At 58.3% G+C, this 13,401-nt stretch carries 14 protein-coding genes and 1 tRNA gene; 8 read left to right on the top strand and 7 right to left on the bottom strand.

The window, feature by feature from the left end; genetic code table 11:
- Positions 1-37: 37 nt before the first annotated feature.
- Complete coding sequence (locus tag OEU85_RS07890) at positions 38-1,189, bottom strand: alpha-hydroxy acid oxidase (protein ID WP_262690929.1); 1,152 nt, start codon at positions 1,187-1,189, stop codon at positions 38-40.
- Between the two features lie 153 nt (positions 1,190-1,342).
- Positions 1,343-1,783, bottom strand: a complete 441-nt coding sequence (locus OEU85_RS07885; RefSeq protein WP_262690928.1) for a tetratricopeptide repeat protein — start codon at positions 1,781-1,783, stop codon at positions 1,343-1,345.
- 187 nt (positions 1,784-1,970) lie between these two features.
- Between OEU85_RS07885 and OEU85_RS07880 the strand changes: the two genes are divergently transcribed.
- Together OEU85_RS07880 and OEU85_RS07875 are read left to right on the top strand one after the other, a co-directional pair.
- Positions 1,971-2,891, top strand: coding sequence for a LysR family transcriptional regulator (locus tag OEU85_RS07880; RefSeq protein WP_262690927.1), 921 nt, complete (start codon positions 1,971-1,973; stop codon positions 2,889-2,891).
- Positions 2,892-2,895: 4 nt separating this feature from the next.
- Entirely contained in the window at positions 2,896-3,594 is a 699-nt protein-coding gene (locus OEU85_RS07875; RefSeq protein WP_262690926.1) for a transporter substrate-binding domain-containing protein, read from the top strand.
- A gap of 17 nt (positions 3,595-3,611) precedes the next feature.
- On the opposite strand, the gene OEU85_RS07870 is transcribed toward OEU85_RS07875, so the two are convergent.
- Positions 3,612-4,871, bottom strand: coding sequence for an MFS transporter (locus OEU85_RS07870; protein WP_262690925.1), 1,260 nt, complete (start codon positions 4,869-4,871; stop codon positions 3,612-3,614).
- Between the two features lie 211 nt (positions 4,872-5,082).
- On the opposite strand from OEU85_RS07870, the gene OEU85_RS07865 reads away from it, so the two are divergent.
- Entirely contained in the window at positions 5,083-5,475 is a 393-nt protein-coding gene (locus OEU85_RS07865; protein ID WP_262690924.1) for a putative quinol monooxygenase, read from the top strand.
- A 51-nt stretch (positions 5,476-5,526) separates the two neighbouring features.
- On the opposite strand, the gene OEU85_RS07860 is transcribed toward OEU85_RS07865, so the two are convergent.
- Complete coding sequence (locus OEU85_RS07860) at positions 5,527-5,946, bottom strand: YigZ family protein (RefSeq protein ID WP_262690923.1); 420 nt, start codon at positions 5,944-5,946, stop codon at positions 5,527-5,529.
- 35 nt (positions 5,947-5,981) lie between these two features.
- Positions 5,982-6,058 (bottom strand) — tRNA-Met (locus OEU85_RS07855).
- 253 nt (positions 6,059-6,311) lie between these two features.
- Here OEU85_RS07855 and OEU85_RS07850 point away from each other — a divergent pair.
- A complete protein-coding gene (locus OEU85_RS07850; protein ID WP_262690922.1) occupies positions 6,312-6,782 on the top strand; it encodes an OsmC family protein in 471 nt (156 codons plus the stop codon).
- Between the two features lie 18 nt (positions 6,783-6,800).
- Here OEU85_RS07850 and OEU85_RS07845 read toward each other — a convergent pair whose 3' ends face one another.
- Complete coding sequence (locus OEU85_RS07845; RefSeq protein WP_262690921.1) at positions 6,801-7,400, bottom strand: TetR/AcrR family transcriptional regulator; 600 nt, start codon at positions 7,398-7,400, stop codon at positions 6,801-6,803.
- 287 nt (positions 7,401-7,687) lie between these two features.
- Between OEU85_RS07845 and OEU85_RS07840 the strand changes: the two genes are divergently transcribed.
- Both OEU85_RS07840 and OEU85_RS07835 read left to right on the top strand, forming a co-directional pair.
- On the top strand, positions 7,688-8,887 hold the full coding sequence (locus OEU85_RS07840) for an alkane 1-monooxygenase (protein WP_262690920.1): 1,200 nt from the start codon (positions 7,688-7,690) through the stop codon (positions 8,885-8,887).
- Between the two features lie 103 nt (positions 8,888-8,990).
- A complete protein-coding gene (locus tag OEU85_RS07835; protein ID WP_262690919.1) occupies positions 8,991-9,173 on the top strand; it encodes a DUF1328 domain-containing protein in 183 nt (60 codons plus the stop codon).
- Between the two features lie 102 nt (positions 9,174-9,275).
- Here the strand turns inward: OEU85_RS07835 and mnmA are convergent, their stop codons facing one another.
- Positions 9,276-10,439, bottom strand: coding sequence for a tRNA 2-thiouridine(34) synthase MnmA (gene mnmA, locus OEU85_RS07830; protein ID WP_394805398.1), 1,164 nt, complete (start codon positions 10,437-10,439; stop codon positions 9,276-9,278).
- A 313-nt stretch (positions 10,440-10,752) separates the two neighbouring features.
- On the opposite strand from mnmA, the gene OEU85_RS07825 reads away from it, so the two are divergent.
- Positions 10,753-12,630 (top strand): flagellar hook-length control protein FliK, encoded by a 1,878-nt coding sequence (locus tag OEU85_RS07825; protein ID WP_262690917.1) that lies wholly within the window; start codon positions 10,753-10,755, stop codon positions 12,628-12,630.
- Between the two features lie 27 nt (positions 12,631-12,657).
- On the top strand, positions 12,658-13,338 hold the full coding sequence (locus OEU85_RS07820) for a flagellar hook assembly protein FlgD (RefSeq protein WP_262690916.1): 681 nt from the start codon (positions 12,658-12,660) through the stop codon (positions 13,336-13,338).
- Positions 13,339-13,401 lie beyond the last annotated feature (63 nt).

The raw sequence follows: 13,401 nt of genomic DNA, 5'->3' as shown, positions 1-13,401 counted from the left end.
ATAACAGTAATCACCGCCAATGCCCTAGCCATGAATATCACGCGCCAACACGGCGCACATGTTTCGCCCCGACCTCGGCAATGTTTTTACATCCCAGCAGCATAAGGTCCCGCGTGAGCCCTGCCTGCATAAGCGAGAGCACACGCGCCACGCCCTTCTCGCCGCCAGCGGCAAGCCCATATAGATACGGCCGCCCGAACGACACCGCATTAGCCCCAAGCGCCAATGCCTTGAGTACATGCACCGGGCGCCGGACCCCGCCGTCAACGATCAGCTCCAGCGCGTCGCCGACAGCGTCACGCATGGGTGCCACGCAGTCGATCGGCGCGGGCACCCCGTCCAGCTGGCGGCCACCATGGGTCGAGATCATCACTGCGGACGCGCCCACATCGCGGGCACGCCTCGCGTCCTCAGCCGACAACAAGCCCTTGATGGCAAAAGGTCCGCCCCACGCCTTGGCGATGGCTTCTGCGTCACCCCAGCCGATGGCGCCGTCTATCTGGCTGTTGATATAGCGTATCACCCCCATGGTACCGTCCCGCAGGCCATCCTGCCGGTGCACCACATTCGCAAGCTGGAAATCCGGGTGACGCAGCAAATTAAGTGACCATTTCGGATGCGCAATGAAACTGAGCAAGCTGGCAAGCGTAAATTTCGGCGGCATCGTCAAACCAGTACGCAGATCGCGTTCGCGCCCGCCCGCAACCGGCACATCGACCGTCAGGCAGATGGCATCATACCCCGCCGCCTTGGCCCGCTCGACAAATTCCATCGTCAGGCCACGGTCCTTGTGGATATAGATCTGGAACATCTTCGGCCCCGGCTTGACCGCCGCCACATCTTCCATGCTCGTCGTGCCAAGGGTTGAAAGCGAATACATCAGCCCCGCCGCCTCCGCCGCGCGCGCGACGGCCAGTTCCTTGCCATGGTGAAACAGGCGGCTCATGCCGGTGGGTGACAGGATGAAAGGGGCAGCCATCTCGGCCCCCAGAACGTTGGTTCGCAGGTCTACGCCGGTGATATTGCGCAGATATTCAGGGATCAGTTCATAGTCGTCAAAAGCGCTGGTGCTGCGCATCAGGTTCCATTCATCGCTGGCACCGCCATCGATATAGTGAAACATAGGTGCAGGCAGCGCACGTTTTGCAGCGCTGCGAAAATCATCATAAGTCAAAAGCTTGCGGCCCATGGACGCTCCTCCCCTGAGGGGAACGGTAGCGCCGCGCACGCGCGCAGGCAACCGACATGTAACCCGGTCAGCATCTTATCTGCACAGAAAAGGGCTGACCGAGGGGTTCAACGGTCAGCCCTAAAGCGCATGTTTGAAGTTTCAGCCCGAAAGCTAGCTCTGTGCGTTACACCGCTCTTCAAACGTGCCACTTACCTGATCCGGGCTCAGGTCATGGGCCCGGCAATAATCTGAAAGTGCGCCTGCATGGTCACCGGTCGCCGCGCGCGCGTTGCCCCGGTTGACAAAGGCTTTCCAGTAGTGACTGTCACCGGCGATTGCCGCATCACAGGCCTGAACCGCCGCATCGGGGTTGCCCAGGATATTTTCCACCGCACAGATCGAGTTATAGGTGGTGATGCGTTCCCGCTCGGTGATGTTTTTCTGGACCGCCTTGCGCAGATGCCCAAGGGCATCTTCAAGTTCGCCCGCCGCAAGCGCGGCATTGCCTTTCACCAGGTTTCTGTCCGGGGCCAGATGAAAAGTCTGCGCTTCAGCAGCTGCAAAACCGGCGGATATCAAGCCGGCGGCGGCTATTAAAAAAATCCTGTTCATATCCGTTCTCCTCGTGTCCTCGCTGTCGTACGGCTGAGAAAGGGAGTTTGAAGAAGCGCTGTCTCAAGAGACTTCTTCATGTTATGCGCAAGGGGAGCACACACCAATCTTGCCGTGTTACTTTATTTTTGCACTTGCACCTGGAACAGCAAGGTGGGAAAAGATGCTAAATACATGAGGTATATTCATGAATAATAGGCTACTCAAACTTGCCCAGGCAACACCCCACCTGGCCGCCATGCATGAGGCACGAAGCTTCACCAAGGCAGCCGATATCCTGAACGTGCACCAAACCGCTGTCAGCCACCGTATCCGCGCGGTGGAAGACCTGATCGGCGTGCAGTTGTTCGAACGCACGACACGGACACTGCGCTTCACAACAGCGGGTGAGATACTCTGCTCTGCAGCGCACACCAACATGACCGAACTGGAAGCCGCGATGACACGGGTACAGGCCAAAAAGCGCAGCACGACCATTCGCGTCTCTGTCACGCCGTCCCTTGCCATGAAATGGATGGTGCCGTTGCTGACCGTTGCCAAGGCTGCCGGGCTTGATATCTCGGTACAGGCGCAGACCCGTCTTGTTGACTTCACACGGGATGATGCCGATGTTGGCATGCGTTTCGGGCTTGGTCCCTATCCCGGCCTGCGGGCTATCCGCATCAGCCGGTCTTATATGCAACCACTGGCAAGCCCGGCCTATATTGAAGCCAACGGCATCGATGTTAACAACCCCTGGGCCAAGCCGGTTGATATCCTGATGGACCATACGACCGAAGCAGACGCCATCCCGTTCGGCTGGGCGGAGTTTCAGGCAAGCGAACCCGCTTTCACCCAGAAAATCGAACCTGTCAGCCTGTTTGACCGGACGGACCTGGCACTACAGGCCGCAATTGGCGGCTTGGGGGTCGCACTCGGGCGCACGCTTTTGTATGAAAATGACGTTAAAATGGGCTATCTGGTGCCGCTTGGCGATCCCAAACCGGCGGAACCGTCTGATTGGGTCGTTTGTTCCTACGAGTTTGCGGAGACGTCAAAATTCAAGGCCTTCACACGCTGGATCACCGAACAGGTGGAACGCACCAAATGTCCCGAGACACGGAGCTGACACCATGTTGAAACTTGCTTTTTGCCTCGCCCTTCTGAGCGCTGGTGCCAATGCACAGGCTGACACACTGCGCATTGGCACAACCGGTGACTATCAGCCGGTGACGTGGCTGAATGAAGAAACAGGCACCTTCGAGGGCCTTGATATCGCCCTGGTTGAAGCTTTTGCCCGCGACCATGGGCATGAGGTGACGTTCGTCCACACAAGCTGGCCCGAGTTGATGACAGACCTGAACGCAAACCTCTTTGACGTTGCGGTCGGCGGCATCTCCTACACGGACACCCGCGCGCAGCAGGCGCTGGTATCAGACACCATCCGCACCGACGGCAAGGTGGCGCTGACACGCTGCGGCGACGAAGCCCGCTTTGACAATCTTGAGAAAATCAACCGCCCCACTGTACGTGTGGTCGAGAACCCCGGCGGCACCAACGAAAAGTTCGCCCGCGCCAACACCCCCGCAGCCACGCTCACTGTCCTTGGCGACAACCATGCGCCGTTTCGGGCCCTCCTTGCGCAAGAGGCCGATGTCATGTTCACCGATGGCATTGAAGCCGCCTATAAGGAAGCGCAGGGTCAGGGGCTATGTGCGGTCAAGCCTGATGCGCCCTACACCCATATCCGCAAGGTGTTTCTTTTCCGGCAAGATGCCACAGGCCTTCACGCAGCCTTCAACAACTGGCTTCGGGCGCGCGCCGACAACTGATGCGCACAGGCAACTGATCAGGTATCGGTTTCACAGCCCTCTTCGGTCTCTGCCCTGGGGTCAAGCTCGAACGAGACCGGGCTGACGCCCTGGGCCGCAAAAACAAAATCCGCGCTTTCGTCGCTTGGAGCGGCAGAGCGCTGGGTCATGCGGTAGCTTGTGAACACCGCCAGAAGCGCCGCCGCAATACCAAGATGCAGGAACAGTCCGTCTGGTCCGGCGACCTTCATCACCACGGTCGCAACCATGGGCCCGACCACGGCACCGATCCCATAAAGCAACAGAAGCGACGCGCTCGCGGGCACAAAGTCCTCTGGCTCCAGAAAATCATTCGCATGGGCAATGACAAGGCCATAGAGCGGCAACACGAGGCCGCCCATCAACGCACCAAGCACATAAAGCCCCTGCCCGTCCGGGAACAGCCCAAGGCCGGCAACAGCACCCAGTGCGGCAATGGCTATTGTGATGCCCGCTATCACATAGCGCCGGTCCATCTTGTCGGACAACCGGCCGAAGGGCCACTGCGTGACCACGCCGCCGCCAACCACCAGCGTCATGAAGATGGCGATATCATCCGTGGGCAGGCCCTTGCCTTGCGCATACACGGCTCCCAGCGCCCAGAAGGCCCCGGTGATAAGACCCGCACCAAAACAACCTGAAACCCCCACCGGTGAAATGCCGTACAAGCGGCGGAGCGCCATGCGCCGCGGCTCGGAGATTTCCGGCGTAGGGGTGGAGGTCAGCGAAATGGGCACCAGCGCAACCGAGATGATAACCGAGACAAAGATAAACAGGTCGTAGCCTGAGGGCGGCGCCATCATAAGAAACGCCTGCCCCGCCGCTGTGGAGGCAAGGATCACAACAAAATAGATCGACAGGACAGTCCCCCGGTTGAGATTGGAAGACCGTTCATTGAGCCAGCTTTCCGTCACAAGGCACAGCGCGGCAAAACACACACCGGTAAGGCCACGCATGATCGCCCAACTGAGCGGATCAACGAACACGGCGTGGCACAGGGCCGCCGCTGACGCCAACGAAGCGAAAGCAGAAAAAGTACGAATATGACCAACCCGGGAGACGATCTTGGGGGCAAGCAGGCTGCCCACAACAAAACCGGCATAATAGCTCGACATGATCAGGCCGATCAGCAGCGTGGGAAAGCCTTCCAGCCCCGCACGCACGCCGAGAAGCGACGCCTGCAACCCCATGCCAAGGTTCAGTGCTCCTGCCCCCAGAAGCAGGGCAAAAATGCCAATAAGTGTCACACGTAAACTCATAAGGTCCTGTTACTGGTTAGAGGTCAATTCAGTCGTTTTCCAAGCACCGCTATACCTGATTATGCCGTCCATGCCCATAAGCAAAGACATCAGCATGAACACCAGACCCGCGGTACCGGTAGCCCATGGCTTTTTAATGGTCCGGTTAATACCTCGGGGCGCGCTATCGGCCTGATTGACTTTTTTCACACGAGAGGCTTAGCTCTGCCCCATGACACTGAACCGCCGACACTTTATCGTCACAACATCTGCCGCTGTATGTGCGGCAAGCGTCGCTGCACAGGGAACAAAGGGAACCAGCCCCATGTATGGACTTATTGGGAAATTCACCGCAAAAGCGGGAACACGCGACGATCTCGCCAAAATCCTGCTGGAAGGCATCGGCGGCATGCCTGGCTGCCTTAGCTATGTGGTGGCGGTCGACCCCGCAGACGACAACATCCTGTGGATTACCGAAGTATGGGAAAACAAGGAGAGCCACGAGGCCTCACTTGGCCTTCCGGCAGTGCAGGACGCCATCAAACGTGGCCGTCCGCTCATCGACGGCATGGAAATGATAGCAACCACCAACCCCGTCGGCGGGTACGGGCTGATGGCATCCTGAGCCTTTGCTGGTCCCAAGGCCCGGCCATGCTGGTGTCAGGCGAGCCTGGCGTCACGCAAAACTGGCGTTATCGAGATAATGACGCACCGCATCCTGCACGTGGCGAAAACGATCCCCGCCCAGATGCTTGCCACCATACCAGCGGGTGACCACCACAATGTGGTTGCGGATATCATCCCGCTCCAGCATGCGAATAATCACCATGCCTGCCCCGGCCTCGCCATCATCGTTCTTGACCGGGCTGTCATCCTGCAGGAATGCCCAGCTGTTGTGTGTCGCCTTGGCAAACTTCTTTTTGCGGCAGAGCGCCTTGATAAAAGCCTTGGCCTCATCGGGCGTGTGGCAAGGGCCGCCTGAAACCGCATATTTGGACCCGCGGTCTGATATGATGCCGTCGAATATCTGCATGCCGCTTCTATAGTGCCGCCGCTGCCGTCCGTCAAACACCAGCGAAAAATCCCCGAGAATCAAAAAGCCCACCTCCGAAACGGGGCGGGCTTTTGAATTGGTAGCCGAGGAGGGACTTGAACCCCCGACACGCGGATTATGATTCCGCTGCTCTAACCAACTGAGCTACTCGGCCAAATTAAATGCCTCAACGCGTTTGCGACAACTCGGCACAACTAAAAACACGCCACACGGCCGCTGAAAGCTGCGCCGGTATAAAAGAGGGTCGCCGAACAGTCAAGACGATTTTGTCACAAAATGGCGACAGGAATTAAAGCCGTGAGGGAAAAGCGTCGTGGCACCCCGTCCGCGCATGAAATTGGCCCTGCCGATACCACACTTTTCGTCATATAGTCAGAGCCACGTCACACAAGCACGAGGGAACCATAATGACCAAACAGCACCACTATTTCAGCCGCATCACCTGGACAGGTGCCGGCGAGGAAGGCACCAAGACCTACAAGAGTTATGCCCGCGACTATGATATCGACATGGACGGCAAGGTCAGGATCCTTGGATCATCGGACCCTGCCTTCAGGGGGGACCCGGCACGGCATAACCCGGAGGACATCCTCGTTGGCTCCACCGCCGCGTGTCACATGCTGTGGTACCTGCACCTGTGCGCCGTAAACGGTATCACCGTCACCGGGTATGTGGACAAGGCTGAGGGCATTATGAGCGAAGGCGGCGACGGCCCCGACCGTTTCACCAAAATCATCCTCAGACCGCACATTACCATCACCCCGGACAGTGACGCGGAGAAGGCCATGTCGCTGCATCATGTGGCAAACGAAAAGTGTTTCATCGCCAATTCGCTGAACTGCCCGGTTGAGCATGAACCGACGATTGAAAAGGCCTGAGCTGACAGGCGCGGGTCGCTATTTCTCGCCCGCGTACGCCAACACAACATCAATGGTGTGCTCGGTAAAGCGGTCACGGCGCGCCTTGTCCACTCCGTCGAGCTTCATCACCGTCAGCATTTGGGAAGCCGCGAGCAGAATACGCGCGTCGTCGCGGTCATCGCGCTTCTTCTTGCCGTCACGCGCGCTGTTGAGAATGTTGGTCAGCTTATCGAGAATGATATCCTGCTGCGCGAGGAACCTGGCGCGGATCGCTGGCGCGAAATTGGTGCTCCAGTTCAGCCAGACCTGCGCGTAGGCGCGGTCTTCCTCGGCGCGGGCTGTTGCGTGCTCGGCCAAGGCAGTCAGCAGTTCCGCAGCACCCAGGCCTTCAGGGTCAACCTCGTCAAAAATGGCGAGGTTTCGAACTGCCACTTCGTCCAGCACACTTTCAATCAAGACGTCCCGCGTGGGGAAATAGACAAAGGTCGTGGCGACAGAAACGCCGGTGCGCTTGGCAATGTCGGCGTGCTTGGCTTCACCAATGCCTTTTTCGGCAAACAGCTGCACCGCCGCTTCCAAAAGCTGGCCTTTTCGCTCTTCCGGGCTGAGCCGCGTGCGTTTCACTTTTTCTGCCAAAACCATCCCCTTGCACCCCTTCATCTTTTTCTAGCGCCCCGCAGCCATGGTGATCAAGCAGGGAATTCGCTTTCTCTTTGTCCACATGCGGCAAGTTTGCCGCTTTGCCTAGGTGGCGAAGAGCCTGAGCTGTGCGGCAGGCGCGACAATGACACATACTTCACTCATGGAAGCTCGCCGGGTCACCCGTCCCATGATACCCCAAACCAGCCTTTAGTTTATTGACAATATTATCAATAAATGGAAAACTCCCCTCAAATGGTTCAAAAGCGTGCGGGGAAGGCATTATGGTTGACCAACAGACAGCGGTAAGTGCCGCAAACACCGGTGCCGAGTGGCGCGACAGCAAACGCTATCTATGGCCCCTGCCCGTGCTCCTGAGCGCGATCCCGCTCGTGGCATGGTGGCTTTATGCACAGACCGGCAACGAATGGACGCTCTGGCTGTCGCCGATTTTCTTCTATGTGCTGATCCCGATCGTCGAGATCGCGTTCGGAGAGGACACGTCCAACCCGCCGCGCGATGCTATCCCCTTCCTGCGTGATGACCCGTTTTACCGCTGGTCAGCCTTCGCCGCGTTGCCCGCGGCCTATATCGTATGGGTGATCGGCGCGTGGTATGTGGCGGTAATGGACCTGAACTGGAGTGCCTATATGGCCGTTACCATCGCCAACGGACTGATGGGAGCTGGTGCGCTGAATACCGCACATGAAGTGGGTCACCGGCGCGACAAGACGTCAAAAAACGTGGCGCGCTTCCTGCTGTGCCTGTGCGGCATGGGACACTTCCGCATTGAACACAACCTTGGCCACCATGTAGAGGTCGCCACACCGGAGGACAGTGCCACCGCCATGATGGGCGAAAGTTTCTATGCGTTCGTGGCGCATGAGCTGCCGGGCGGTTTCAGGCGTGCATGGCGTATTGAGAAGACCCGGCTTGGCCGCAAGGGCAAATCTGCCTTCTCGGTGGAAAATGAGGTCTTCCTCAACACGCTGATCACTATCACGATGTATTCCGCCTTTGTTGTTGTGTTCGGCTGGATTGTGCTGCCCTACCTCCTGGGCGGGGCACTTTTGTCAAACCTGATGCTCTCGAGCGCGAACTATATCGAACATTACGGCCTGATGCGCGGCAAACGTGAGGACGGCCGATACGAGCGCGTGCAGCCCCATCATAGCTGGAACGCCAACCATGTGGTCTCGAACGTAATGCTTTATCACCTGCAGCGTCACTCGGACCACCATGCCCACGCGGAGCGGCCATACCAGTGCCTGCGTCATTTCGGTACGTCGCCACAGTTGCCCGCGGGGTACTTCACCATGTTCATGGCCGCCTGGAACCCGCCGATCTGGTTTGCCATCATGGACAAACGCGTGGCGGCGCAACATGACTTCGACCTGACAAAGGCATATATAAAGCCATCAAAACGAGCCCTCCTCATGGCAAAATTCCACAACCCCGCGGAAAAAATGCAGGCAGCAGAGTAATTTGCAGTCTTGAGCATTTTTTTATAATGCGACGCCTATCCCCCTGCTGAGAATTGATGCGGGGCCTCGTAAGCTCAAATCATCAACAGACAGGAGACGAACCATGCTTGGTTGGGCGTTAACATTCTTCATTCTGGCAGTGATTGCAGCCGCTCTTGGCTTTGGTGGCCTCGCAGGTACACTTGCGTGGGCAGCCAAGTGGCTCTTCTTTGCCTTTATCATCCTTTTCATTGTCGCGCTGATTGCCAACATCATCAGCGGGCGGCGTACTCCGCCGCCACTTTGATCAAGGGCGGATGATGGCTGAGAAGGACGGGCGCCCCACCGGCAAACTTGGGGCGCCCGCTCTTTTTCAGTACAATATTCGGCAATAAAAAAAAGTGCTGACTTACGCCGCAGAAAGGCGGGGGTCGGCACTTTCTGTCTGGTCGATCCAGCCGCCGCCGAGCACCCGGTCACCATCATAGAATACTGCGGCCTGCCCCGGTGCGACACCGGCCTCAGGCACGTCAAGCACGAGATGGGCGCGACCATCCTCAAGGAACAACCGTGCTGGTACCCCAGGCCGGGTGGATCTGATCTTGGCAACCACATTCAAGCCGTTCTCAGGCACGCTTTCGCCAATCCAGTTGACGTCCTTAACCCCGATGGCGCGTGTCAACAGCGCTTCTCTGGGACCAACAATCACCTGCTTTTTGGTGGGGTCGAGCTTTACCACATAAAGCGGCTCAGCCGTACCGCCGACACCAAGACCACGGCGCTGGCCGATGGTATATTTCACGATACCTTCATGAGTGCCAAGCACATTGCCGTCAACATCCACAATCTCGCCCGGCTCAAGCGCGCCAGGGCGCAAGCGCTCGATCACATCAACATAACGCCCCTCGGGCACAAAACAAATGTCCTGGCTGTCGGGCTTATCGGCCACTGACAGGCCAAAACGTTCTGCGTGCTCACGGGTTTCCGTCTTGTCCATATGACCCAAGGGGAAGCGCAGGAAATCCATCTGCTCCTGCGTGGTGGCAAAGAGAAAATAGCTCTGGTCCTTGCCACTGTCGATACCGCGTACAAGGCGGGACTTGCCGTCCTTGCCCACAACCCGTTGCACATAATGCCCGGTGGCCATGCAGGCGGCACCAAGGTCACGCGCGGTATCAAGAAGATCCTTGAACTTCACCGTCTGGTTACAGCGCACACACGGAATCGGCGTTTCGCCCTTGATGTAACTGTCGGCAAACTCTTCCATCACCTGATTCTTGAAGCGGCTTTCATAGTCCAGCACATAATGCGGGATACCAAGCGCTTCCGCCACGCGGCGGGCGTCATGAATATCCTGCCCCGCGCAGCAACTGCCCTTTTTCTGCACTGCCACGCCGTGGTCATAAAGCTGGAGGGTAATGCCCACCACGTCATAGCCCTGCTCCTTCAGGAGCGCGGCTGTAACAGAGCTGTCGACCCCGCCCGACATAGCGACCACAACGCGCGTATCCGCCGGCGCACGGTCAAAGCCGAGGCTGTTGATCCCGCCGGCGTATCCTGCGCTCTGCTCCATGGCCAGCGCCGTGGCGTGGGCTGTGTCAGACATTTCCTACTACTTTCGTCCAGATTTCAAAATCAGCCGTGCATATAAGCCTTCATGACCGGCGGCGCAAGCGTTTCTGCCTTATTTTCCGCCTCAGCGCTTTTTGCCCGGCAATATCCGCCCTGCATCATGCCACAACCACCCCACCCATGACCAGAAGCCCGAATTCGCCTGATTTTACAACGCCTCTGAAAACTGGCCCGAGCCTTGCTTATTGACAAGCGAACAAATCCCGTCCCGCGACAGAAGCAACGGACAGGACAACGTAAATTGGTAAGATCGAATGAACCCGATTGATCAAATGATGCAGGCGCAGGGCGTCAATTCAAGTCAAGCCGCGGCAGCGCTTTTTGGTTCTCAGCCAACAACTGAGGGGCAGGAAAGCGGCTTTGCAGCACTGTTTGGCAATTTGATACAAAGCTTTCAGGCTGACGGTGCGAAAACGGCGACCTCACCTGATGACATTCAGACGCTGGAGGAACTGTCCCCTGCACAGGCGGAATTTTTAACCGCCCTCGGCGTTACGATCCCCGCTGAACAGAAGCCCGCGTCGTTCCAAGGCGACCTCGGTGTTTTTTCGTCGAGCGGCAACAGCGCCGTTACCCAGGAAGTCAATTTTGCGAAGGTGCTGCCCGCCGCGCTTGTACAGCTTAATATAGCAACCACCGAAGGCGGCGCTGCGAAGCTCGAAACCGCAGAGTTGCCGCTGTCGGATATTGCATCGCTGCCCGAAGGCGCAAAGTCGGACCTTCTCAATGCCCTGCAGGGCATGGTTACTTCAGGCAAGATACCGGCGCTGACGCTGACGGCGCCAAGTGGTGAGGCGCATATTCTCCCGGTGTCGGAGCTTGCTGCCTTGATCAACGCTTCACAGGCACCGGCGGACCAGGCCGCCGTGACAATACCGGCTGGCACTCTTGCGCCCGCTGGTACCGCAACACCGGATGGGACGGCCACTGCGCCTGAGGGGGCAGCGCCGCTTGCAGAAGCGCCTACCCAGACTGCCGCGCAAACCACGCCCCCACCAACCGACATAGCACCAGAAGGTACGCCTGCAACATCTGCCGCACCGGCGCAGAGTAGTGAGACCCTGGCCGCCGGGCTGGTTAATCCCGCCCCGCCAGCAGCGGACGCTATCCCGCAAGATCCCGCTCAAGCTGTTGCCGCAGCGGTCTCCAACGCTGCGGCTGATGCAGCCGATGATACTGCAAGTACGGCCGTCGCCGCGCAAGCTGCGAACGCCAGCAAGCAGCCTACGGTTCAGGCAGACAGTGCGCAGCAGAAACCCGCTGATCAGGCCCAAAACATGGCTGACGGATACATGGTCGCTGCTAATCAGCAGCAGAATACGGCGTCACAAAACAATACCGGCCAGTCAGCAAAAAAGCCGGCGAATGCGAACGTTTTGGATAAAGTGGCGCCTGCCCTCGGTGAAGACAGCAAGACCGCCCCCGCACGCGGGGAGGCCTTGACCGCACGGCCCGTTGATCCGGTTGCCGCGCGGCCCGAAACCCTGCCACAGATGAATGCGACGAGGGATCTGTCCCTGACCATGACGCCAGAGCGCCTTGCCGGCCTGCCAGACGGCTCCGCCAGCGACATTGTCGCTACCGGCCTCTCCGGCATGCGCGGCGACGGTGGTTTTATGGCCAGCATGAGTCTGCTTGGCGGACACGCGTCTCGCGGCCTTCAGGGCCATGTGGCCAAACAGCTTAATATGAGCGTTTCAAAGGCTGTCAAGGCTGGCGAGCAGGAGTTCACCATGCGGCTCGATCCCGCGGAACTGGGGCGTGTGCAGGTAAAACTGCGCTTCATGGATGGCGGGCGTGTGCACGCGCAGGTGACCGCCGAACGCCCCGAAACGCTTGAGCTGTTGCAGCGCGACGCGCGCGGGCTGGAGCGTGCGATTGATGCAAACAACGCCAAAGGGCAAGGGGCAACAATCGAATTCAGCCTCGATCAGGGCAACCAGCAGGAAAGTGCTGGCAAGGCCTTCGCCGAAGCTGTGCAACAGGAAAAAATGCGCGATGAACTCGCTGCCCGCTCCGCCGGTGGTCATGCCGCCGGATTTACGGACAAGGATGCGGGTACGGATGACGTGCCGCTTGATGACATTCTTCCCTATGTCGATGCCGAAACCGGCCTCGACATCCGGGTCTAGGCAGGAAGACAGGAAGGTAACAGGTAGATGGTAGACAGTGTAACAGGCACCGGCATTAGCCAGTATCAGTCCGCCGGAGATAAGTCGGCGGCTACGCTCGCCAACGATTTTGACGACTTCCTCGTGCTGCTCACAACCCAGTTGCAGCACCAGGACCCGATGGACCCGATGGACAGTAACCAGTTCACCGAACAATTGGTCCAGTTCTCCGGCGTTGAGCAGCAGATCAAGACCAACCAGAACCTTGAGACGCTTGCCAGCCTGACCATGATGAACCACCAAAGTTCCATGGCGGGGTATCTTGGCAAAGATGCATTGGTCCCCGGCATTTACGGGACATTTGATGCTGCTTCCACCAAGGGCCAGGATGAAGTCCAGTGGCGCTATAACCTGCCATCCGAGGCAAGTGAAGCCACCATTGAGGTGCGCAACAGCGACGGCGCTGTCGTCTACAAGACAAGTGCGGACCGCTCCGTCGGCACCCATGACTTCATCTGGAATGGGGAACTCAACGGCGGCGGCGTCGCTGAACCCGGCACCTATAATGTCAAAATTGTAGCCAAGGACACCGAAGGCTCCACCATGGATGTGGGTATCGCGGTGCGCGGCGAAATCGAGTCCGTTGACCTGACAGATACAGAAGCGCTGTTCAAGGTCGGCGAGAACTATGTCTATCAAACAGATATCGTACAGCTCTATCAGAAATAACGAGCGGTACGAAGTAATCCGGGACGAAGTGCCCGGCCCGCCTCAGACCCGAGTTCGGGACCG

Source organism: Kordiimonas aestuarii (genome assembly GCF_025574465.1).
Taxonomy (GTDB): domain Bacteria; phylum Pseudomonadota; class Alphaproteobacteria; order Sphingomonadales; family Kordiimonadaceae; genus Kordiimonas; species Kordiimonas aestuarii.
This window is presented reverse-complemented; position numbering and strand designations above follow the sequence as displayed.